Source organism: Pectobacterium sp. F1-1 (assembly GCF_025643735.1).
Lineage (GTDB): Bacteria > Pseudomonadota > Gammaproteobacteria > Enterobacterales > Enterobacteriaceae > Pectobacterium > Pectobacterium colocasium.
This window is the reverse complement of record NZ_CP104733.1, coordinates 3,301,388-3,323,386: the sequence shown is the minus strand read 5'-3', so window position 1 is coordinate 3,323,386 and position 21,999 is coordinate 3,301,388. Positions and strand designations below refer to the sequence as shown.

The window sequence follows — 21,999 nt, the reverse complement described above, 5'->3', positions numbered from 1 at the left end:
CCCGTGTATCTCAATGCTTAAACGATCGGCATTAGGCGAGATGCCCATCTTTACTGGTAACTGTTGCAGATGGATTGTTGGTAGTTGCTATCGATGGCGGCGTGAAAAGGACGGCAAAGCGCAATGAAGCGGGCAACGAGAAAGCAGCAGGGGTTCACTCTGCTGGAAATGATGTTGGTCGTGCTACTGGCGGGCATCGCGGCTAGCATGGTGGTCATGGCGTTTCCTCCCGAACGCCAGAATGACAGCGCGTGGCAGTTGGCTCGTTTTCAGGCGCAGCTAGAGTTTGCCGCGGAAAGCAGTCAGGTTAACGAATACATGTTGGGCGTTCGTATCTATCCCGATCGCTGGCAGTTTTATCAACTCCAGCGACCCGAGGCATCGGAAGGGATGCCGATCCCGAGCGGTGATCGCTGGCAGGGCTACAAGTGGCAGCCGTGGCAACCTCATCGGGTGAGTGCAACGGCAACGCTGCCTGATGCATTCCGGCTTGAGCTAGTGCAGGCTGATGGGAAGAAAGTCGAGAAAACGCAGAGCGGCGACGACCCCGATATCCTGATTTTACCCGGCGGCGAAATCACGCCTTTCCGTTTGCTGGTTAAGTCTAAAGACAAAGCGCTCTCGAATTGGCTCCAGGTGGATGGAACCGGACGATTTTTAACGTCGATGAGTCAGGGTAAGAAACGATGAAACGACAGAAAGGGATGACGCTGGTGGAAGTGCTGGTCGCGCTAAGCGTTTTCGCACTTGCAGGCATTGCGGTGTTGCAAACGACAGCCAGACAGGCAAGCAGTCTGAGCCGGCTGGAAGAGAAGACGTTTGCTGGCTGGGTGGCGGAAAACCAGCAGGTACAACTGCGACTGGAACAGCGCTGGCCGGAAGCCGCGTGGGTGAGAGGCGAAACGCAGTTTGCGGGCATGCGCTGGCATTGGCGCTGGCAAGGTGTAGAGACGGGTGACCCTCAGACCAAAGCGCTGGATGTGGAAGTACGACGTAATAAAGATGCTTTTGCCGCGGATGCTTCGCTGCGTACCTATGTGGTGAAGCAATAATGTTTAATAAAATAGGGACATGCAATCAAATAAGACGGAGCCGAGAGGCAGGACGCCAGAAACGCCAGCAGGGGTTTACGCTGCTGGAGATGATCCTGGCGATCGCGATCTTTGCCGCGCTAAGCGTCAGTGCTTTTCAGGTTTTGAACGGTGTGATGCGTAACGATGAGATTTCGCAGCGCAAGGCCGAGCGTCTGGCCGAAATACAGCGCGCCTTTTCACAAATGGACAGTGATTTCTCCCAGATGATCGCGCGCGGTAGTAGAGGAAGTACCTCGATATTTTACGCTGGCCGCGATCAGCTAAAAAGCGATGACTGGGGTGTCAGCTTTATGCGTGCTGGCTGGCAGAATCCGTTTGGCATATTGCCACGCTCTGAACTTCAGCCTGTTGCCTACCGGCTACGGGAACATACTCTGGAACGGTTAACCCACGTGGTGCCTGACCCCATTGAGGGGATCGATCCCGGTGCAAAACCGCTTCTCACGCAGGTTGATGGTTTTCGCCTGCGTTTTTTCAGCAATAAAACCTGGCGCGATCGCTGGGATAACAGTACGCAATTGCCACAAGGGATTGAAGTGGTGCTGACCTTAAGGGATTACGGAGAAATGTCGCGTATGTTCTTGATTACCACCGGGCCAGTTAAATGAGGTCGCGTCAGCGTGGCGCGGCGCTACTGGTGGTGCTCCTGATTCTGGCATTAATGGTGACGATTGCTGCGGTGATTACGGAACGCACCGGCAAAGCGTTTTTGCGCACCGAAAGCCATTTGAGCCGTCAGCAGGCGAAATGGTATGCCTTGGGGGCGGAAACGCTAAGCGGGCAGATATTACTGCGCGACGCGAAGAATATGCCGGGGCGCACGTTTGTCGGGCAGAACTGGTCTCAGCCGGGACATCGTTTCCCGGTGGAGGGCGGGGAAATCCTTGGCCAGATTAGTGATGCGCGCACCTGCTTTAATGTGAATGCGATCAATCAAGGCGTGGATAACGACAGCACGGTGGTGAAGACACCTTATCCGGCGCAGGTTTTCCGCTTGCTATTGAAAAATCTGGGCGAAGATGCGGATCGTGCAGAAAAAATCACTGCGGCATTGCGCGACTGGATTGACGTGGATAACTATCCGTCGGCGAACGGTGCAGAAGATGAGCTCTACGCCACGCTTCCAGTGCCTTATCGTACCGCCAATCAGAGAATGAGTGAAATCAGCGAATTACGCGCAGTTTATGGCATGGACAGCGATCTCTATCGCCGATTATTGCCCTATGTCTGTGCGCTACCGATGGATACGATGTCGATTAATATCAACACATTGACTGAATTTGATGCCCCGCTGTTATCTGCTTTATTCCTGAATGAAATGACGATGTCGCAGGCGAAAGCGCTGGTGCAGCAGCGGCCTCGTACGGGATGGGCAGGCCTTGAGGTTCTGCAACAAACCGGGTTATTGCCAACGAATAGTAAAAATACCGCGCAGCGAGTGCTGGCAGTGAAAAGTGAATGGTTCTTTGTAAAACTCCAGGTGCGTGTTGGCGACAGTGATTTTCATCAGCGTAGCTTGCTTCATCTGAGTGGACAAAAGGTACAGGTCGTGCAGCGGCAATATGGAGGATATAGGACGGTGAATCCATGAAAATAGCGGGAAAATGGAAGAAAAAAGCCGCGAAAGCCCCATTAAATCGAGACCCGGTTGTTCGACATCCGTGTCTCATTGTACGCCTTCCGGTAGAGGAATTGGGAGACATTGAATGGCAGGTGCGTTCATCCAATGGGGAAAGTTTACTGAGTCAGGGACGGGGTAACGTAGAACAGGTTCGTCAGGCGCTGGCGGCGTATCCGTCCGTGGCCTTTACTCGCGTTCTGGTTCCAGCAACGGACGTGACGTTTTATGCCCTGACGCTGCCCCGGCAGGCTCGCCGTCAGCTGACGCAGGTCGTGCCGTTTATGTTGGAAGACCAACTGGCGACGGAAATTGAAAAGCTGCATTTTGCCGTGCTGGAAATTCATGGCGATGATGGCACGGTCGCCGTGGTGGAAAAAAACCGGATGCAGCGTTGGCTAGCGCAGAGTGATGCGCTGGGGCTCAACGTCGATACCTTATTGCCCGATGCCCGCGTATTGCCGAAGCATCAGGATGGTTGGAGCGCGTTACAGCATGATGACATGTGGCTATTTCGCCAGCCGACGGGGCATGCCATGGCGGCGGAGTCCTCCTGGTGTGGTGACCTGCTGAAAGCATCCATGCCGCTGCCAGCGATATACAGCTACAGTGCCGCATCGGTCGGCGGTGAGCTGTCGCAGTACGACTGGCAGGAGGAGGGCGAGTGGAAAACACAACCTGCAACGGATCTCTTCACGCTGGCGGCAACGGCGCAGCTACCGGCTTCGGTCGATCTGCGCCAAGGCGACTATGCGCCGGAGAAAGCCTGGCAAAACACGTTGTTGCCGTGGCGCGGCGTCGGGATTGCTTTTGCCTGCTACCTTCTATTGGTCTTGGCGGATGCGGGCTGGGCGCACTATCAGCTTTACCAGCAGGCCGAACATTGGCGACAGGAAAGCATTCGCGTCTATCGGCAGATTTTCCCTGCCGAGACGAATGTCGTTAATCCACGTGCGCAGATGCAGCAGCACCTGCAACGTACGGCTGCCGGGGGGGCAGGGAAAGGGTTACTGGAGCAATTGAATCCCTTACAGCAACTGATTACGCAGAATAGCGCCATCAAAATTCAGTCGCTGTCTTATGACGGTTCCGCTGGCGAATTCCGGCTGGCGTTGCAGGCTACGTCGTATCAGGAATTAGAGCAGTTCCAGCAGCAGGCAACCGCCTATTATCAGGTACAGGCGGGGGAGATGCGGCAGGAAAACGATCGGGTTGAAGGCCGCTTAACGTTAAGGAGCCAGCAATGAATGAATTACGGCAACGCTGGCAGGCGATGAGCCAGCGCGAGCGTCAACTGATGGTCGTGTGTGCGGCAGTGCTCCTGCTCTGTCTGGTGTATTACGCTATTTTTCAGCCGTGGCAACTGCGGGAAGAACAGTGGGAACGTACGATTTCCCGCGAGCAACAAACCGTCAACTGGATGCAGAAACAGGCCTCATCGATTCCGCAGGGCAATCAGTCACAGGGGGAAAATAGTCAGCGCGATGTCAGTCTGCCGATTTTGATTTCGCAAAGTACCAAACGTTACGGGCTGACTGTCGTTCGTCTGCAACCGCAGGGCAATCAGGCGTCGGTGACGCTGGCTCAGAGCGACTTTACTAGCCTGCTACGCTGGCTTGGCGAACTGGAACAGAAGAACGGCGTGAAAGTGCTGTCGCTGGATGTGAACGCCGTCGAGCAAAGTCCGGGAATGGTCGATGTCACCAGGCTGATGCTGGAACGGGCGGATGAAGCGTAAATCCTGCATCGGCGCAGGTGTCGCTCTGGTTCTGGCCTATGGGCTGTTCCCTTGGCGTGCTATGCACCTGCCCGCTTGCTCACGGCGGTGCCGCTGCCGGCTGGCATGGTGGTCGCAGAAGCCGCCGGAACGCTATGGCAGGGGAACCTGCAACGGTTTAGCTGGCGCACGTTAACGTTGGACGATGTGCACTGGAAGATCACTTTCTCGGGTTTTATGCCCGCGCTGGAAATTGCGTTTCAAAACCCGGAAGGCATCGAAGGCCACGGAATTATTCGTGGCTGGCAGCAGCCGCAGTTTTATCAATGGCGACTGTCTGTGCCAGCGGGCTATTTACTCCGCTACCTGCGTTTTATCGTGCCAATCGGAGCAGAAGGAAACGTGCAGTTGAATCTGCAAGAAGCGACGGTTGACCGTTCTGGCTGCCAGTCGCTGGATGCCAACATAATCTGGCCGGGCGCGCGGGTGAAAACGCCGCTGGGTGGGCTTGTGCTTGCGACACCCAAAGCCACATTACGCTGCCAGCAAGGAGCGCTTGAAGCGAATCTGCGGCAGGCCTCCTCACATCTGCAACTATCCGGTAAGGGCAGCGTCACCCCGAAAGGCGAATACCGTTTTACGGGGCAACTGAGTAGCGGAAACGACTTGCCTGCGACCATGAAGAAATTATTGGCGACTACTGGCAAAGCGGATGAACAAGGTGCCAGAACGCTGAATTTTCAGGGGCGCCTGTTGTAACAGGGACGAGCGCGGTAAGAGAAACGCGCGCTGTCATCGCGGTGTAGCCGACTGCAAAAATAAACCGCTAACTTATCTCTTTTCTTTATCAACAATCAGGGACTAACGTGGATGATTTAAGGGAATTCGCACAGGTGTTTCCAGCATGGTGGTATGGTGCGCTGGGCGTATTGGGATTGATTGTTGGCAGCTTTCTGAACGTAGTGATTTATCGCTTGCCGATTATGTTGGAACGGCGCTGGCGGCAAGACATCGAGCTGCAAACCGGCGTAACGGATGCCGGGCAGGCTACGCGCTATAACCTGTGGTGGCCGCCTTCGTCCTGCCCGCACTGCCAGCAGGCGATTGCGGTGAAGGATAACATCCCGTTGTTCAGTTGGCTGTGGCTACGCGGTCGCTCCCGCTGCTGTTATCAACCGGTGTCTGTACAGTATCCGCTGGTGGAAGCCATCACCATGCTGGCTTTTCTGGCTGCGGGGTTGCTGTGGCTGCCCGGTATGGCGCTGTGTGCGGCGTTAATCCTGCTGTCCTTTCTGGTGGTGCTGACCGTTATTGATATAAAAACGCTGCTGCTGCCGGATGTGCTTACGCTGTCGCTCTTGTGGATAGGGCTATTGTTTAACCTGTCGGAGACATTTGTTCCATTACGTGATGCCGTGGTCGGTGCGATGGCGGGCTATTTGTCCCTGTGGCTACTTTACTGGGTATTTAAATATGCCACTGGCAAAGACGCGCTGGGGTACGGTGATTTTAAGTTGCTGGCTGCACTGGGAGCCTGGCTGGGCTGGCAGGCATTACCGAATCTGGTTTTGGTGGCGGCGCTGAGTGGTCTGATCGTGACGCTTATTTGGCGTGGATTGCGTAAAGAAGATACGGCTAAACCGCTGGCCTTTGGCCCCTGGCTGGCAATAGGTGGCGTGTTCAGCGTGATGATGAACGGGTTCAATCTGTAGAGGGCAGTGGCTTTCTCGATTATGGTGGGAAGTGGCTACGTTCTTTAGCACGACCTCCCTCGGTGATACCATTTTAACGCTTTCTTTCTATAAGGACTTTAAAATGGGTATCATTTATGTAGTGGTTTTAACGTATATAAAACCCTTGGAAGCGGTTGATTCGCAAATTCCTGCTCATGTTGAGTGGCTTAAAAAAGGTTACTCAGATGGTAATGTTGTTCACTTAAACGTGGATTTAGGGGGAAACACGGTGATGAGGTTCCCGCAGGGATACCTTGCACCGTGGTAGCCCCCGGTATCTCGATCCTTAAACGATCGGCATTAACTCAGATGGCGTGTTTCTCGCGTCAGGAAGGAGAATCCCTCGAAACGGTGGAGTCATACTGGCAAAATGCGACAGTGTTGAATCGTTAGAAGAACGCCTTAGTCAGGATCCATTCCAGAAGTTGAATATTGCTACCGCTGATATTATTCCCTTTGAAGCCAGTATGAAGGCTCAATTACTGCAAAATATACTTTAACTATGATATTGGCTCAGTCATTCATATTTAGCTGTCCATCACTATCACTTTAGTCACGGTGACAGGGGAAGATCCAGAGAAGAGCAAGCGTCATGCCGAACCATTGACTGAATGGTGAATGACGGCCATAAAAATAGGCTGAGGGTATAAATACCATCAGCCTTTTTTATCTCTGTGTGTGCCCTTCAATGAATAAATCTTTGTCGGGCAAATGACAGGTTATTCTACCATCAGCATAAAGGTACTCACCCAAACGACTAAACAGAATGAGATACCCATAAAAAAATACTTCACCGATTTATTCTCCAGCAGAAACCACGCCAGCAACGATCCCGATTGTGCGTTTTATTATGGAAGGAAATTATTACGCAGCCGGCTATGTCACCGAAGGGTAATCTTTCCCGTTGTCATCACCAGAATCACACCAGTTATGACGGGATCGGCGCTAAATCTACGCCGAGTGAGGGGGGGAATTCAAGAGGTCCAGAAACTATATTTTCAAAATAGCATTAAAAAGCGTTGAGCCCTTTCAGAGCCTGAAAAAAACGGGGGAATAGGCGTGAAAATAGCCCTCAATTCCCCCGATTCTTGGTGCCCTTATCTTCGGTTTTTTGACGCCTGTTGAGCAGGCCTTAGTGCGTCAGACAGCAGACCTACTCTCTCCATCCCATTGCGGGGGCGATATGTGTCAGGATCGCTTCAATAACATGCGCATTGTAATCCACGCCCAGTTGGTTCGGCACCGTGAGCAATAGCGTATCCGCTTCGGCAATCGCTTCATCCTGTTTTAACTGCCGGATGAGTGCTTCCGGTTCGGCGGCATAGCTGCGCCCGAAGATCGCACGCGTTTTTTCATCCAGGAAACCGACTTTGTCGCTATCGTTACTGCTCCCGCCAAAATAGGCGCGATCGCGATGATCCATCAGGGCAAAAATACTGCGGCTGACGGAGACGCGTGGCGTACGTGTATGCCTAGCTTCAGCCTAGGCGGCCCGATAGGCACGAATTTGCTGTGCTTGTTGGATATGAAAAGGTTCGCCTGTTTCATCGTCTTTTAGCGTGGAGCTTTGCAGGTTCATATCCAGTTTTGCTGCCCATACTGCCGTGGCATTCGAGCCAGCCCCCCACCAGATGCGCTCACGTAGCCCATCAGAATAAGGCTCCAGACGCAAAAGGCCCGGTGGATTCGGGAACATTGGCTGCGGGTTCGGTTTTGCAAACCCTTCACCACGTAGTACATCCAGCAGGATCTCGGTGTGACGCCGTGCCATGTCCGCTTCCGATTCCCCTTCTGTCGGCTGGTAGCCAAAGTAGCGCCAGCCATCGATCACCTGCTCAGGCGAACCACGGCTGATGCCGAGCTGCAAGCGTCCGCCAGCGATCAGATCGGCGGCGCTGGCGTTTTCAGCCATGTAGAGTGGGTTTTCGTAGCGCATGTCGATGACGCCAGTGCCAATTTCGATGCTTTTAGTTTTCGCGCCAATCGCTGACAGCAGCGGGAAGGGGGAACCCAACTGACGGGCAAAGTGGTGCACCCTGAAATAAGCGCCGTCAGCGCCCAGTTCCTCTGCGGCAACAGCGAGGTCCATAGATTGCAGTAAGGCGTCAGCCGCGGAACGCGTGCCAGACTGCTGCGAGGGTGCCCAGTGGCTGAATGATAAAAAGCCGATTTTCTTCAAGGATCGCTACCCGGAGGTCGTGAAACAGATCGTCAACGATCCGGCCTGGCAGGCAATTGATGCGGTGAAACAACATCGCGTGTATCTGATGCCGGAATACGCCAAAGCCTGGGGTTACCGGATGCCAGAAGCATTGGCGATTGGCGAACTGTGGATGGCGAAAAAGCTGTACCCTGAACGTTTTGCCGATATTGATATGCAAAAAGCCGCCGATGCGTATTATCAACGCTTTTATCGTATGGACTACCATGCGGAAGCCTCCGCAGCGCAATGAGTTATCGCACCTACCGGATCACGCTGCTAACGGTGGTGGTGTCCACACTGCTGATTGCCGTGTGCTCACTGGGGATAGGGCATTTTAGCTTATCCCCGTGGCGCATTGTCCAGATCCTTGTCGAACCGCTGTCTGGCAACGATCTGCTGTTCGGAAAAAAACCGCTGCTTGGTGATATCGAACGGCAAGTGGTGTGGAGCGTCCGTCTACCCCGCGTGTTATTAGCCTGGTGTGCGGGGGCGGCTTTATGGTGCTGGTGGACGATCTGACGCGCACGCTCAGTGAAGCCGAGATTCCGCTGGGCATTCTGACGGCGCTACTTGGCGCGCCACTTTTTGCCGTGCTGTTATATAAGACGCAGCGGCAGGAGAGAGGACGCTAACATGTCTGCTATCAGGTTATCGACAGAAATGCTGGTGTATGGCTACCGCCAGGGACAGGGTTTTTTTGCACCGTTGAATTTGTGCTGTCGGGAAGGAGAGATTACGGCGATTCTGGCTGGCATGACGGCGGGAAGTTACCTGATTCGGAGCGGGCAGAGCGATATGCACATTAGCTATGCCAGTTATCTACCGTTGCTTCTCAATCAACCTGACCTGCATGTGGTTCACTTGCCCGATCCCTATCGTATTGATGCCGAATACATGCTGGCCATTATGAAGCCAGCCCGACGTGAGGCACGGCTGCTGGCGAACTATCTTTTATCGCCGGAAGGGCAGAATTTTCTGGTGAACAAAGGATTCGCCTCGTTGTTTTAGCGGGGACGAGAGGTAAATCGGTCAACGATGATGAACTCTGCTATGATTGCGGCATATCTGCGTCGCTCTTTGGCTCGGCGTCACCTTTCGTTATCTCGTCCTTGGTAGAGTAATCACTGTGAGTACAACCTCTTTTTCTTCCCTCGCGCTGCCAGCACAGCAGTTATCCAATCTTAATGAACTGGGCTATACCGAAATGACGCCTGTTCAGGCGGCGACGCTGCCAGCCGTTCTGAGTGGTGCAGACGTGCGTGCCAAGGCGAAAACCGGTAGCGGCAAAACGGCGGCATTCGGCATCGGGCTGTTGGATCGTATTGTCGTAAGCGACTTTACCACGCAGGCGCTGGTGTTGTGCCCGACGCGTGAACTGGCCGATCAAGTCAGCAAAGAGCTGCGTCGTCTGGCTCGTTTTGCGCAAAACATTAAGATTCTTACGTTATGCGGCGGTCAGCCGATGGGCCAGCAGCTCGACTCATTGGTTCACGCACCACATATTGTCGTCGGAACGCCAGGGCGTATTCAGGATCATTTACGTAAGCAGTCACTGTCTCTGGAGAGCCTGAAAGTGCTGGTGCTGGATGAAGCCGATCGCATGCTGGACATGGGTTTCACTGACGCGATTGATGATGTGATTTCCTATACGCCGTCCGATCGTCAAACCCTGCTATTCTCTGCCACGTACCCGGAAGAGATCGAACAGATCAGCGCGCGCGTTCAGCTTCAGCCGCAGCGTTTCGAGGTTGCAGATGATGTGGAAGAGTCGGCCATCGAACAACGTTTCTATGAGACGACGAAAGAGCAGCGCCTGCCGCTGTTGATTGCTATTCTGGGTCATCATCAGCCTTCCTCCTGTGTGGTGTTCTGTAACACCAAGCGCGACTGCCAAAGCGTGTTTGATGCGCTGGACATGCGGGGGATTAGCGTATTGGCGCTGCATGGCGATCTGGAACAGCGCGATCGCGATCAGGTTCTGGTGCGCTTTGCTAACCGCAGCTGTCGTGTGCTGGTGGCAACTGATGTTGCTGCTCGCGGTCTCGATATCAAAGAGCTGGAGCTAGTCGTGAATTTTGAGCTAGCTTTCGATCCTGAAGTCCACGTTCACCGCATTGGCAGAACGGGTCGTGCGGGAATGCAGGGTCTGGCCGTTAGCCTGTGTACGCCACAGGAAATGAACCGCGCTAATTTGATTGAAGACTATCTCGGTATGCGCATTAAATGGGCATCGGCGGATAGCCTTGGCCGCACCGGCGAGGTTACGCTGGAACCTGAGATGATGACGCTGTGTATTGATGGGGGCAGAAAAGCGAAAATCCGTCCCGGCGATATCCTCGGTGCATTAACTGGCGATGCAGGATTAACGGCAGCAGAAGTGGGGAAGATTGATATGTTTCCGCTGCATGCGTATGTCGCTATCCGTAAAGCCAGCGCTAAACGCGCGTTGCAGCAGCTCCAGAAAGGTAAAATCAAAGGAAAAAGCTGTAAGGCCAGATTGTTAAAGTAACCGGTGGCTGATATACCAGACAGAATAAAATGACGTCGCTGGGTAACAGACAGGAGTGTTAATGGCGTGCAGACAACAGAAATCGATCGGCGGCTGACGGACGTGAGCCAGCAGCTAACAATGGTACTGGTGCCGGGTCTGCGAGACAGCGATGATGAGCACTGGCAAAGTCATTGGGAACGGCGTTTTCCTCACTGGCACCATATACGCCAGCGGGAATGGTATCAGGCCAATCTGGATCGTTGGGTGTTGGCGATCCGCCGTGAGCTTAGCGTCTGTACACAACCTGTCATTCTGATCGGCCATAGCTTTGGCGCTCTGGCTTCCTGTCATGTTGTGCAACAAAGTCAGAAAGGGATTGCCGGTGTGATGCTGGTGGCGCCTGCCGAACCCATGCGCTTTGAGATTGACGAGCGTATTCAGGCTACGCCGTTGCCCGTTCCGGCGCTGACCGTTGCCAGCCATAACGATCCGTTGATGAGTTTTACACGCGCCCAATACTGGGCGCATGCGTGGGATAGCGAACTGGTTGATGTCGGTGAAGCTGGGCATATTAATGCTGAGGCGGGGTTTGGCTCATGGGAATACGGCCTGACAAGATTAGCCGAGTTTTCAGAGAAACTCATTGCTCGTCGTTAATAGGCCGATTTTCTATTGAGTAGCCGTGTTCCATTATTAAAAGAACGTTATATTTCCCTTTAATGCCAGGGCAGTGAATTTAGTTGTCTTGGCACCATACCTTCATTAAGACAGGGTTTCCTCACTGCCTGAACCATGCAACATTTCCTGAATCTGCTGATAAACTTCGGCCGCAGATAAATTGCTATAGGATGTTTTGCTCTCGAAATGTAATACCTGTTCTCCACCAGAACTATGAAGCGCACCCATGAGAGCCAGATCTTCTTGTGTGATGCGTTCTCCTGTAAAGGCATCAAACATCTCAGAGTTACCGTCCGGGTATTTAACAATGGAAATGAGCTTGCCGTTATACAAAGGAATACCTGTCATTGCCAGAGAGTATTCAGTCGCGGCTTTCTGCTGTGTTTTGGTGTGTTCAGTCTTCGGAGTATCATCTTCCTGAGACGCACGTTTCTTTTGAGAAGACAGCGTGACTTTGGTGCTCTCGTTCGAGCCCTGCATATTTTGCGAGTCGGAGTTTGTTGATGTGTCAGTTTTATTCCCCGCGCTGATAGCGGCAACGACTGTTGGGTTGGCAGCAGCACCAATAGGAGGCATGGTCGCCGGGGTTGTTGCATTCACGATTTGAATATCTGGAATCACCACAGTATAACTCCTTCTTATATCTATTTAATGCTGGTAATGGTTTTTACCAGTGAGTTACTTCAGTGTGTTAAAACCACATGCGAATACTGCAATCGTTGACATTCAGACTATCAACACAGGCAGAGGATTGTCTTCCTTTGAAGAGACATCAATCTGCGGAGTATAATTTCCTGTTATTCAACAATATGACGTTAGCTAAGTGGCTCATTCAGAACACGGTTAATGTAAAACAGTATTTATGCCAAACACTATTTATGCAAAATGCAATTGCATTAAAAAACACCCTATCGCAAAAGGTATCGGCGGTTTTTTCAGCTTCATTAATACCCAAAAGGTATAAGATTTAACTTTTTGATTACCAATCGTGTGATGTTATGTGACCAAATATCTTCATTTTAAAAAAATAGAAAACTATCATGGCATTAGCATAAAGCAGTGGTCGGGTTTGAAACGTATATGCTCTACAAGCGCGGGGGAACGCGATACACTGTTTTCCTCGTCTTTTCCCTGTCTTAAGAAGCCTTATGCCCAGTATTAAACTGACGGTTAACTATTTGTATCGGCAATCTGGTGAAACCCGTGAAGCGTCACAGGCGACAGCCCGCGTTTTTGTTGGTAATGAACTTATCGCCACGGAGATAATTACCGGTATGACGGAAAGCCCGGTCAATAAATATTTGCACCATTCAGGGCCGGAATCGCTCCCCGTGCGTGTTGAATGGGATTGCGAGGGAACAACAGCGATGACGGTGTCTGAGGTGGAGATCTGCCCCTGCTGCCATCATGATTAGCCTGATAGGCTAAGCCGTTTTTGAACACTTTTGCTTCATGATTTACAGATAACCAATACCGCGCGAGTTGCAGATAAACCCATGCACGAGCAGCTTGAAGTATGACGGGTAGACAAGGTGAATATGATGAAATTAGCGGTATCAACCTTAATAGCCTGTGGATTGTGGACGGCAACCGCACATGCCGGCTGGTATGTTGTGAGTAACTACGAAGGCCAAATCGGGCCTTATCCGGTACATTTCTCATTGCAGAAATACAGTATCGACCAAGAGAAGAACCTTCTGGGCAGTTACTTTTACGATAAATACAGAGCGCCGATCCCTTTGTATGGGCGGCTATCGGGAACGTCGCTTCAGCTTTGCGAAATCCATACCCCGCAGGATTATGATAAGTATATCGTTCAGGCGGTTAAGTCGGACACTGACGTAACACATTGCCCGTTTACATTGACGGAAACGGGGGAGGGGCTCAGCGGCGAGTGGTCGAACGGGAAAGCACGCTATGATGTTAGCTTACGGCGTGTGGCATCCTTTGATGACAGTACGCAGCCTGCCAAGATCGAAGGGCAAGTCGATATTCCTTTCTGGGGGCAAACGGCGACTCACAGCTTTGTTGGTGTGTATCAAAACAGCGATACGGGGATGGTCGTTGAGGGAATTAAGGCGATTAACAAGAAGAATGGTAATGTCGACCAGCTTCTTGAGCCTGACTTTCAGCAATGCCAGTTTGGCTTTTTCATGACACCGATTTATATGAATATTGAAAATGGTGGAGATAATCGCAGCATTATGCTGAATTGTTATTCCCACGGCGGAGGCGATATTCTGCTGGAATATCGTTTCGATACGGCAACCCAGCGTTATAACGTGGTTGGAGAGTAAACGCGCTGGCGAGTTGTGGCCAGGCTGATGCTATCAGTAAATTCCCTGCATTATTTTGCAGGCTAAATATATTTTTGTTCATTGTTGGAAATAAATGATTTTTATTTCCTTTTCTTTCTTGTTAAAAGTGTTATTTCCTACGCTTTCATCATGGCTAATTTTATGGCAAGTGATGATATTGGTTTTCAAAGGACTATCCTTTGCTAAAGGAGTTAATATGCTTTCAGGAAAGAAAACAGTTCTGGCATGCTCAATATTGTTCGCGACTTTCTCTTCACAGGCGGACACGTTTCCTAAATTGAATCAGGCTTTGCCATCAGGCATTGATGCGCGGGCGATTGCGCCGGTATTTGATTTTGATACGGATGGTTGTCTTCCCAGCGCTGGCGTAAGCCGTAATGGTGTTCAGAACGGCGGACTGAAACCGACAGGGAATATTACGGGCGGATGCCGATGGAGTAACTTCCTCGATTCGTCAAATACATTGCACCGATATGCCTGTGTTAATTCCGGCGGTGCTCGCTATTGTGGCAGCTTTTATGCGCTCTATTTTTTAAAAGACCAGATATTAAGTGGCGTAAACTCAGGCCACCGTCATGATTGGGAACATGTTGCCATTTGGACTAAAAATGGCGTCGTGACACATGGTAGCTACAGTGCACACGGTAAATTAACGACCAAAGATGCATCGGGTATCGATAAACAGGATGGTCATCTGAAATTTGTTTATCACAAAGATGGCTTGTTAACCCATGCCTTCCGTTTTTCTAAAACGAATGAGCAAGCGGAAAATCCGTATAATAAATTTGTTACACCGGATATTATCAGCTGGTACTCCATGTCTGGAGATGGCATTAATAATCAAGAATTGCGTAACCGATTAAATGCGTTTGACTACGGTTCAGCTTCTATTCCCCTTAAAGACAACAATTTCATGAATAACCTTAATAATGGTCGGCCTGCCGGTTATCCAGAGTTTACAAATGATAGCATAACGGCATCGAAATAATCATAATGAGAGAGGTATTGTGAAACCTACCTCTCTCATTTGAATTTTTTAGAGGGTAAATTCCTCTACGAAATAACATTATTGCTGAATAAGATATGGGAATGTACTAATGCTGTTCGGCATTTGTTGGTGTTTTCTGTTGTAGTGTGAACAGGATAGCAATCACCACAAAACCCACCGCCGCGTAGAGTACCGTTGCATATCCCCAATGCAGATAGAGGGTGATCCTACCCACGTAATGTGTTCAAGAGGCAAAGCGGGGCGGTGGACACTTTTAGCCGTAGCGATGGCTCCTGCCAGATCATAAGCCGGATTAACGTCGATCAGATCATTATGAACTGCATAACGCATGATTGCTGTGATGCGTTGTTGCAAGCGAGAAGCCAGTTCCAGATGTCCGGTTTTTTCTGCATTTTTAGCAGGGATCAACAAATCGCGGGTTTTAAGGGTTGCGATGTTTTTTTGCCCGATAATTGGGAATACGTGCGTTGTCAGACTATTGAGAATCAGAGTCCGGTGCCCCTCAGACCAGGTTTTATTGCTGGCATGCCAGCTTCTGGCAACGGTTTCAAAGGTGAGTAAACCTGTCTCTTCAACCTTTTCCGCTTTTCTCTTTTCACCGGGATCGACGTTATTGGCAATCTGTTGCCTGGCTTCGTCCCTTCTGCGACGGGCTTCCGTTAAAGAAACCGCAGGATAAACACCTAATGCCAACATTTTTTGCTTACCTGCAAAACGGTATTGAAAACGCCAGTATTTAGAGCCGTTAGGTTGAACCAGCAGGTGCATACCATTTGCATCAGTCAGTTTGACGGACTTCTCCGCAGGTTTTGCATTTCTGGCCTTTGCCTCAGTGAGTGCCATAGAAAATCTCCCACAGTGATGGTATCTGCATTATCGAACTTACCATGCCAACATTGATACCAACAAAATAGCGTGGATGTCGGTAAAACTGAGTAGATTTTAGTAGACGGACTGGTTGTGTCAAATTGATGAATAGTATGGAAAAAATAGACTTTAATGGACGTTCGTAGGCGAGATTTTGGTGTCCCCAGCAGGAATCGAACCTGCAACTAGCCCTTAGGAGGGGCTCGTTATATCCATTTAACTATGGAGACGTGAAGCCCGACTATTATACGCATTTTCGCTCTGAGAATAAGCACTTAACGGCGCGTTTGCTCAAAGTGTCGGCAATCAGAGGATTTATGAGCGTTCTTTTTCCTCGCTTCACGTCGTTTTGCGCGTGTTACGTGGGATGATGTGGCGTAGCTCACTGGTTTAGGCTGGCAGTGCTATGCTGTGAGTGGAGTAATGAAATACTGGGCTGTCGTCCACGCTGGAGCGCGTGTCGAACGATGCCGTGAGCTGCCCCATAAGAAAAATGGCAAACCTCTGAAAATGCAGTAATACGTAAGCCAACGTAGCGATGGAGCCATAAAATGTTACACTGTTGGCCGATATCCCGTCCTTGTCGCTCAGCCTGATAGGCTGGGGCTGATACTGGGAATACCCATTTTCGGTCGCGGGTATAGCACACTATAAATCAGGGAGAACAGATATGAATTACCGCCTGAGTGGGGTGGTGTTTGCCAGCGTGTTACTGATCGGCTGCGCCAGTTCCGGGGATCGCGATCAAGAAGGTCGTTCCGATCCGCTTGAAGGCTTTAACCGTACCATGTTCAGCTTTAACTATGACGTTCTGGATCCTTATCTGGTGCGTCCTGCGGCTGTTGCCTGGCGCGATTATGTACCGAAGCCCGCGCGTAATGGGCTGGGGAATTTCTTCAGCAACCTGGAAGAGCCTGCAACGATGGTGAACTACTTCGTTGAAGGCAAACCGTATAAAGCGATGATTCACTTTAACCGTTTCTTCCTGAATACCCTACTCGGGATGGGCGGTCTGATTGACGTCGCGTCAATGGCGAATCCGAAACTGGCGAAAGAAGAATCTCGCCGCTTTGGTAGCACATTGGGTAACTATGGCGTGGGTTACGGGCCTTATGTCGTGGTGCCCGGCTACGGTAGCGCGACGCCCCGTGAAGACGGCGGTGGCGTAGTGGATACGCTGTATCCGATGCTGAGCTATCTGACGCTCTGGATGTCTGCGGGCAAATGGGCTATCGAAGGGATCGAAACGCGTGCGCAACTGTTGGATTCCGACGGTTTGCTGCGCAACTCTTCCGATCCTTATTTGATGATGCGTGAGGCTTACTTCCAACGGCATGATTTCCTCGCCAGCGATGGGCAAATAACCCCGCAGAAGAATCCAAATGCGGCAGCGATTGAAGACTCGCTCGACGAGATCGATTCAGCGCAATAGTCTTGCATCGCATCGCGCTTTTCACAGGCACCTTCGGGTGCCTGTTGCTTTTATAAAACACTACTAAACTTACTTTTACCCTACTGATTCTGTGGTTTGTTTCTTAAAAGTTATTACTTTGTTGTCCATTTATTTACTTACTAAAATTTATTTCCTGCCGTCAGATAACAATAATGCAACGTCGTTAACCGCTACTGATGTCCATCATGGCTGAAATGTGTCAGCACGCTGATTTTTTTGTTAGCAAGGTGATTAACAAAAAGGTCATAAAAATGATGCCTTTAACTGATGGTGGTGCGGTCGTGTGTTAATGAATGCCTGGAATTCTATTTACCTGCACTTATAAAAATAGAGATATAAGCATGAAAAAACTACTTGCTATGTTCTTCTGCCTGAACGTGGTGGTTAACGCACCACTGGCGATGGCTGAAGAGGCTAAAACGACAGAGAAGACAACGGATGTGGTGCTGATCGGCGGGGGCATTATGAGCTCTACGCTGGGTGTGTATTTACAGGAGCTGCAACCAGATTGGTCTATCGATATGGTTGAGCGTATGGACAACGTGGCGGAAGAGAGCTCTAACGGCTGGAATAATGCCGGTACGGGTCACTCGGCCTTCATGGAACTCAACTACACGCCGGATAATCCCGACGGCCCAATCAATATCAGCAAAGCGCTGGAAATTACCGAAGCCTTTGAAGTCTCCCGCCAGTTCTGGTCCTATCAGGTGAAAAACGGTGTGATGAATAACCCGCACTCTTTCATCAATAGCGTGCCGCACATCGCTTTTGTCTGGGGCGATGAGAACACCACCTTCCTGAAACACCGCTATGATGCGATGCAGCGCAGCACGCTGTACCGTGGCATGGAATTCTCTGACGATCCCAACACGATCAAGGAATGGGCACCGCTGGTGATGGAAGGTCGCGATCCGGCTCAGAAGATTGCGGCGACCCGCATGCCTATTGGTACTGACGTGAACTACGGTGAAATCACCCGCCAGCTGGTTGGCGCGATGAAAACCAAGTCCAACTTTGCGCTGCACCTGAATTCAGAAGTGCGTGATATCAAGCGTAACGCGGACAACACCTGGAGCGTGACTTACGCCGATCTGAAGAACGGCGAGAAGGAGAGCGTGATTAAGGCGAAGTTTGTCTTTATCGGTGCGGGCGGGGCGGCACTGCCGCTGCTGCAGAAATCCGGTATTCCTGAGGCCGATCTGTACGGTGGCTTCCCGGTAGGGGGGGAGTTCCTGGTAACCGAAAATCCGGAAATCGTAAAACGCCACATGGCAAAAGTGTACGGTAAAGCCTCTGTTGGTGCGCCACCGATGTCCGTTCCTCATCTGGATACGCGTATTTTTGATGGTAAGCCGGTACTGCTGTTCGGACCGTTTGCTACCTTCTCCAGTAAGTTCCTGAAAAACGGTTCGCTGTGGGATCTGATCGGCTCTGTGACCTTCTCCAACGTGATGCCGATGACGCACGTGGGTCTGGATAACTTCGATCTGGTGAAATATCTGGTTGGTCAGGTCATGATGGATGACGACGATCGTTTTGCCTCGTTGCAGGAATACTTCCCTAACGCGAAGAAAGAAGACTGGAAACTGGTGATTGCCGGCCAGCGCGTTCAGGTTATCAAGAAAGATGATGAGAAAGGCGGCGTACTGAAGCTGGGTACGGAAATCGTCAGTTCTCAGGATGGTTCGATTGCGGCACTGCTGGGCGCTTCTCCGGGCGCGTCTACCGCCGCGCCGATTATGCTGAGCCTGCTCGAAAAAGTCTTTAAAGATAAAGTGGCGACGCCAGAATGGCAGGGCAAACTGAAAGAGATCATTCCATCTTATGGCCAGAAGCTGAACGGTAATATTGACATGACCAATAAAATCCGCAGCTACACCAGCAGCACGCTGGGCCTGGACTATATTGAGGTTAAACCTGAGTAATCGGTATTAGCCGCAAAGAACGAAATAAGGCCGCGAAAGCGGCCTTATTTATGATGGCACAGTAGTATATCGCATGCTCTGCATGCATGTGTTCGGCGGACGACAGCATTTTAACGTTCTGACCATGCTGGCTGAGCGCTATGCTGTTTTAGTTGTCGCCAATGACCGCGACAGCGGAGACTTCCAGCATCATCCCAACGGACGGGAGGCTATGTACCGTGATGGTTGTGCTGGCAGGAAAATTGCCGTCTGGCCAGAACTCACGACGAATAGGGCGTAACGGCTCTAATAATCTCGGATCGGTCAGGTATACCGTAATATTAACGACGTCCTTAATGCTTCCCCAGCCCTCTTGGCAATGGCATCGATGCTACGAAAGATGACTCTCGCCTGGCCTTCAAAATCCCCGGCCATCGATTTGCCTTGCTCGTTGTATAAACCGTCTTGACCTGATATCCAAACTGTCTTACCCCCTTCGGTTACTACGCCCGGTGAAATACCAAATTTCTGGGTTTCATCCGTTTTCAAATAATCACGTGCGAACGTCGAGGGTGAGATGATGATCAGCAATGCGGTCAGGCAGGCTAGGGAAAAGTGTCGTTTCATGTGTGCTCCTTGCAGTAATGAATCAGGTCTTTATCTGTTTGTTGCGAAATTGTAAAAATGCAACGTGGTTATGTTTAGCACAGCAATGACGGAAACAAAAATACGTTTTTCAGGAAAGGACTCTAGCGAGTAGATGCTGGTTGCTGTTATGCCGATCTTTTGTTTCTGGTGGCGAAGATAACGTGGCGCAATAAAAAAGCAGGTAAGTTGCCTTACCTGCTTTATCACGTTCTTCGTGAAGAGAATGAGAACGTCTGTTCTTATTTAGCACGCATCGTTTTTAGAACGCATCGTTTTTAGAACGCATAGTTGAAGTTCACGCCGTACAGCCAGGCTTTACCTTTGGAGCTGAACGTGTAGCTTGGCGAACCTGCTCTATCAGAGATAGGTTCGCTGATATCAACTTGCTTACCGTGCATGTAGGATACGCCAACATCCACAGACGCGTCTTTATTAAAGGCATAGGTGGTACCTGCACTCAGCCAGAAACGATCCTGATCCGGGATGGAAATAGAACGTTTGTCGGCTGGTACCGGGCTGTCATCAAAGGCGATACCGCCGCGGAACGTCCAGTTATCATCATGATAGTAGGTGGTTCCGAGTGCGATACGGTAAGCATCACGGAAGCTTTCATCTTTATGGAACAGAGTCTGGCCGTTGCTACCCGTCGCTTTCAGTTCCTGGAATTGGCTCCAACTGGTATAGGCCAGGCTGTAGTGCACTGCCCACTTCGGTGCTACGCGATGGTAGGCTGAGGCCTCCCACATCTCTGGTAGATTGAGCGTTAGCTTGCCAGGAATCTTAGCACCACCCGTACCGTTCAATGCTGTTACTGCTGTTGGGAGGTTGTTGCTGTAATCGCCGTTAAAGTCGATATCGACTTTAGAACGATAGGTCAGACCGAAGCGGTTATTTTCGTCCACTTCATACAGAATACCGGCGTTCCAGCCGTATCCCCATTCTTTACCTTCCAGACGAGCTATTTCTGAAGAAGGACCAGCGACGACCCCTTGTAACCCACCAACTGCGGTAGGCACATTTGCCAATTCACCTGCCCGGCGAACAATCTTGGCATCAGCATAGACAGCATTGACACCCAGACCGAAGCTGAAATGCTGGTTAAGACGGTAGGCGGCGCTCAGATTCAGGTTTGACGTTATCAGGTCGGTTTGCCCGCCAATGGAACCTGCGGCATAGGTATCGTTGAACTCTGTTGCTAAGCCATAGTTAGTGGTGGCAGAAGCGCCGATTGCCCACTGTTCATTAAGCGGCATGATAAAATGCAGGTTCGGTACCCAGGCGTGCGGAGCGATATTTTTGGCACTGGTATTTTGCCCTGTCAGAGAGTTTTTCCCCTGAACATCAATATCCGGGTTGATATAGGTGACGCCACCGGAGAATGACGGGCGGTCAAACATGGTCATGGTCGCTGGGTTACGACTGCCGGAGGCCGCATTGTCGGCTACGGCACCTTCACCAGAAAATGCACGGCCCAGACCCGATGAGGAGTATTCATTTAGCTGGAAACCAGCTGCTGATACATTTGCTGAGAACAGTGCCACCGCAACAGCAATTGTGGATTGTTTGAACAGGTTTTTCTGGCTCATGACCAAAACCTCTTTATATGCTTGTTATTTAACGTTGTTACACGGGGTAACAAGGGACGCGCATTGTAGGGGGCGCACTTAGCCAGACAAATCAGACCAGTTGCCAAAGTATAAGTTGGGAATACGATAATGTTGCGCTCATGTGTTAAGAATATTTCCAAAATGATGCAAAATTTAGATCTGCTTAACGTTTTGGTTAATTTGTGTGAAGAGATATTACGTGGTTTTTACTGCCATATAACACACTAATGTGATTGATATCACTAAAATTACTGTCTGGCATGAAGTGCTGGTACTGCTTTGGGATGAGGGAGTAAAATATAAGGAAGATAGAAAATATTTGAACTGGATCATATCTCCCGCGTTTTAAGAGGAAAGAATCATGACGAACGTAATCAACAAATGCAGTGCTGAGGAAACCGCAGCCTGCTGCTGTGTCGATGTCGGCACAATTATGGATAACACCGATTGCACGGCGTCTTACAGCAAAGTTTTCGGCGATCGTTCTGATGCGGAAGCGGCGCTGACCGCTCTGACGGCAAAAGCGCGTGCGGTAGAGTCCGAACCTTGCGACATCGTCAGCACGCTGGAAGACGTAGACGGTGGCGTTAAGCTGGACATCGATTTTACGTTCAGCTGCCAGGCTGAAACGATGATTTTCCAGCTCGGCCTGCGTTAAT

The 21,999-nt window shown here is 50.7% G+C and carries 24 protein-coding genes, 1 tRNA gene and 5 pseudogenes; 22 read left to right on the top strand and 8 right to left on the bottom strand.

Annotated elements, in window-relative coordinates; translation table 11 throughout:
• Positions 1-123 precede the first annotated feature (123 nt).
• The 10 genes and pseudogenes from gspH (at position 124) to NAL19_RS14800 (ending at position 6,662) form a co-directional block, all read left to right on the top strand.
• Positions 124-690, top strand: coding sequence for a type II secretion system minor pseudopilin GspH (gene gspH, locus NAL19_RS14845; RefSeq protein ID WP_225085312.1), 567 nt, complete (start codon positions 124-126; stop codon positions 688-690).
• Positions 687-1,052, top strand: a complete 366-nt coding sequence (gene gspI / locus NAL19_RS14840) for a type II secretion system minor pseudopilin GspI (protein WP_180741890.1) — start codon at positions 687-689, stop codon at positions 1,050-1,052. Before gspH ends, gspI begins: the two co-directional genes overlap by 4 nt.
• The gene (gene gspJ, locus NAL19_RS14835) at positions 1,052-1,702 is read left to right on the top strand and encodes a type II secretion system minor pseudopilin GspJ (RefSeq protein WP_225085311.1); all 651 of its coding nucleotides are present in this window, start codon (positions 1,052-1,054) and stop codon (positions 1,700-1,702) included. The genes gspI and gspJ overlap by 1 nt, the downstream gene beginning before the upstream one ends.
• Positions 1,699-2,685: a type II secretion system minor pseudopilin GspK gene (gene gspK, locus NAL19_RS14830; RefSeq protein ID WP_225085310.1), complete on the top strand. Its 987-nt coding sequence runs from the start codon at positions 1,699-1,701 to the stop codon at positions 2,683-2,685. The genes gspJ and gspK overlap by 4 nt, the downstream gene beginning before the upstream one ends.
• Positions 2,682-3,959 (top strand): type II secretion system protein GspL, encoded by a 1,278-nt coding sequence (gene gspL / locus NAL19_RS14825; protein ID WP_263057743.1) that lies wholly within the window; start codon positions 2,682-2,684, stop codon positions 3,957-3,959. Before gspK ends, gspL begins: the two co-directional genes overlap by 4 nt.
• The gene (locus NAL19_RS14820) at positions 3,956-4,450 is read left to right on the top strand and encodes a type II secretion system protein M (RefSeq protein ID WP_263057742.1); all 495 of its coding nucleotides are present in this window, start codon (positions 3,956-3,958) and stop codon (positions 4,448-4,450) included. Before gspL ends, NAL19_RS14820 begins: the two co-directional genes overlap by 4 nt.
• A 51-nt stretch (positions 4,451-4,501) precedes the next feature.
• Entirely contained in the window at positions 4,502-5,188 is a 687-nt protein-coding gene (locus tag NAL19_RS14815) for a type II secretion system protein N (protein ID WP_263057741.1), read from the top strand.
• 107 nt (positions 5,189-5,295) lie between these two features.
• Positions 5,296-6,141 carry a prepilin peptidase gene (locus NAL19_RS14810; protein ID WP_263057740.1) on the top strand — a complete coding sequence of 282 codons (846 nt, stop codon included), beginning with the start codon at positions 5,296-5,298 and terminating at the stop codon, positions 6,139-6,141.
• 103 nt (positions 6,142-6,244) lie between these two features.
• Positions 6,245-6,352, top strand: a pseudogene (locus tag NAL19_RS14805) (hypothetical protein); the annotation flags it as partial.
• Positions 6,353-6,455: 103 nt separating this feature from the next.
• Positions 6,456-6,662: a YciI family protein gene (locus NAL19_RS14800; protein ID WP_225088193.1), complete on the top strand. Its 207-nt coding sequence runs from the start codon at positions 6,456-6,458 to the stop codon at positions 6,660-6,662.
• Positions 6,663-6,881: 219 nt separating this feature from the next.
• On the opposite strand, the gene ypdK is transcribed toward NAL19_RS14800, so the two are convergent.
• Positions 6,882-6,956, bottom strand: a complete 75-nt coding sequence (gene ypdK, locus NAL19_RS14795; protein ID WP_099606229.1) for a membrane protein YpdK — start codon at positions 6,954-6,956, stop codon at positions 6,882-6,884.
• Positions 6,957-7,315: 359 nt separating this feature from the next.
• Positions 7,316-8,341 (bottom strand): annotated as a pseudogene (locus tag NAL19_RS14790) (LLM class flavin-dependent oxidoreductase).
• Here NAL19_RS14790 and NAL19_RS14785 point away from each other — a divergent pair.
• The 6 genes and pseudogenes from NAL19_RS14785 to NAL19_RS14760 form a co-directional block, all read left to right on the top strand.
• Positions 8,331-8,615 (top strand): annotated as a pseudogene (locus NAL19_RS14785) (hypothetical protein); the annotation flags it as partial. The pseudogenes NAL19_RS14790 and NAL19_RS14785 overlap by 11 nt on opposite strands.
• Positions 8,612-8,863: pseudogene (locus NAL19_RS14780) on the top strand (iron chelate uptake ABC transporter family permease subunit); the annotation flags it as partial. The pseudogenes NAL19_RS14785 and NAL19_RS14780, both read left to right, overlap by 4 nt.
• Positions 8,863-8,997 (top strand): hypothetical protein, encoded by a 135-nt coding sequence (locus NAL19_RS14775; RefSeq protein WP_411561400.1) that lies wholly within the window; start codon positions 8,863-8,865, stop codon positions 8,995-8,997. The pseudogene NAL19_RS14780 and the gene NAL19_RS14775, both read left to right, overlap by 1 nt.
• Position 8,998: 1 nt before the next feature.
• Positions 8,999-9,373 (top strand): substrate-binding domain-containing protein, encoded by a 375-nt coding sequence (locus NAL19_RS14770; protein ID WP_263057739.1) that lies wholly within the window; start codon positions 8,999-9,001, stop codon positions 9,371-9,373.
• A 118-nt stretch (positions 9,374-9,491) separates the two neighbouring features.
• Positions 9,492-10,874, top strand: coding sequence for an ATP-dependent RNA helicase DbpA (gene dbpA, locus NAL19_RS14765; RefSeq protein WP_263057738.1), 1,383 nt, complete (start codon positions 9,492-9,494; stop codon positions 10,872-10,874).
• Between the two features lie 66 nt (positions 10,875-10,940).
• Positions 10,941-11,513, top strand: a complete 573-nt coding sequence (locus NAL19_RS14760) for an alpha/beta hydrolase (protein ID WP_263057737.1) — start codon at positions 10,941-10,943, stop codon at positions 11,511-11,513.
• 105 nt (positions 11,514-11,618) lie between these two features.
• On the opposite strand, the gene NAL19_RS14755 is transcribed toward NAL19_RS14760, so the two are convergent.
• On the bottom strand, positions 11,619-12,158 hold the full coding sequence (locus NAL19_RS14755) for a hypothetical protein (RefSeq protein WP_225085301.1): 540 nt from the start codon (positions 12,156-12,158) through the stop codon (positions 11,619-11,621).
• Positions 12,159-12,682: 524 nt separating this feature from the next.
• On the opposite strand from NAL19_RS14755, the gene NAL19_RS14750 reads away from it, so the two are divergent.
• The 3 genes from NAL19_RS14750 (at position 12,683) to NAL19_RS14740 (ending at position 14,840) form a co-directional block, all read left to right on the top strand.
• On the top strand, positions 12,683-12,949 hold the full coding sequence (locus tag NAL19_RS14750; RefSeq protein WP_263057736.1) for a hypothetical protein: 267 nt from the start codon (positions 12,683-12,685) through the stop codon (positions 12,947-12,949).
• Positions 12,950-13,075: 126 nt separating this feature from the next.
• Entirely contained in the window at positions 13,076-13,831 is a 756-nt protein-coding gene (locus NAL19_RS14745) for a hypothetical protein (RefSeq protein WP_317630326.1), read from the top strand.
• Positions 13,832-14,048: 217 nt separating this feature from the next.
• Positions 14,049-14,840, top strand: a complete 792-nt coding sequence (locus tag NAL19_RS14740) for an NPP1 family protein (protein ID WP_225088192.1) — start codon at positions 14,049-14,051, stop codon at positions 14,838-14,840.
• Between the two features lie 234 nt (positions 14,841-15,074).
• Here NAL19_RS14740 and NAL19_RS14735 read toward each other — a convergent pair.
• Together NAL19_RS14735 and NAL19_RS14730 are read right to left on the bottom strand one after the other, a co-directional pair.
• A pseudogene (locus NAL19_RS14735) lies at positions 15,075-15,704 on the bottom strand (tyrosine-type recombinase/integrase); the annotation flags it as partial.
• Positions 15,705-15,883: 179 nt separating this feature from the next.
• A tRNA-Arg gene (locus NAL19_RS14730) sits at positions 15,884-15,958 on the bottom strand.
• Between the two features lie 440 nt (positions 15,959-16,398).
• On the opposite strand from NAL19_RS14730, the gene mlaA reads away from it, so the two are divergent.
• Together mlaA and mqo are read left to right on the top strand one after the other, a co-directional pair.
• Positions 16,399-17,160: a phospholipid-binding lipoprotein MlaA gene (gene mlaA, locus NAL19_RS14725; protein ID WP_225085298.1), complete on the top strand. Its 762-nt coding sequence runs from the start codon at positions 16,399-16,401 to the stop codon at positions 17,158-17,160.
• Between the two features lie 362 nt (positions 17,161-17,522).
• Positions 17,523-19,106 carry a malate dehydrogenase (quinone) gene (mqo, locus tag NAL19_RS14720; RefSeq protein ID WP_263057734.1) on the top strand — a complete coding sequence of 528 codons (1,584 nt, stop codon included), beginning with the start codon at positions 17,523-17,525 and terminating at the stop codon, positions 19,104-19,106.
• Positions 19,107-19,254: 148 nt separating this feature from the next.
• Here mqo and NAL19_RS21850 read toward each other — a convergent pair whose 3' ends face one another.
• The 3 genes from NAL19_RS21850 to fadL all read right to left on the bottom strand — a co-directional run bounded on the left by NAL19_RS21850 (position 19,255) and on the right by fadL (position 21,319).
• Positions 19,255-19,413: a hypothetical protein gene (locus tag NAL19_RS21850; protein WP_411561437.1), complete on the bottom strand. Its 159-nt coding sequence runs from the start codon at positions 19,411-19,413 to the stop codon at positions 19,255-19,257.
• Entirely contained in the window at positions 19,410-19,712 is a 303-nt protein-coding gene (locus NAL19_RS14710) for a RidA family protein (protein WP_263057732.1), read from the bottom strand. Before NAL19_RS14710 ends, NAL19_RS21850 begins: the two co-directional genes overlap by 4 nt.
• A gap of 296 nt (positions 19,713-20,008) precedes the next feature.
• Positions 20,009-21,319: a long-chain fatty acid transporter FadL gene (gene fadL / locus NAL19_RS14705; RefSeq protein ID WP_263057731.1), complete on the bottom strand. Its 1,311-nt coding sequence runs from the start codon at positions 21,317-21,319 to the stop codon at positions 20,009-20,011.
• A gap of 382 nt (positions 21,320-21,701) precedes the next feature.
• Between fadL and NAL19_RS14700 the strand changes: the two genes are divergently transcribed.
• Complete coding sequence (locus tag NAL19_RS14700; protein WP_225085294.1) at positions 21,702-21,998, top strand: YfcZ/YiiS family protein; 297 nt, start codon at positions 21,702-21,704, stop codon at positions 21,996-21,998.
• The last annotated feature ends 1 nt before the right edge of the window (position 21,999 follow it).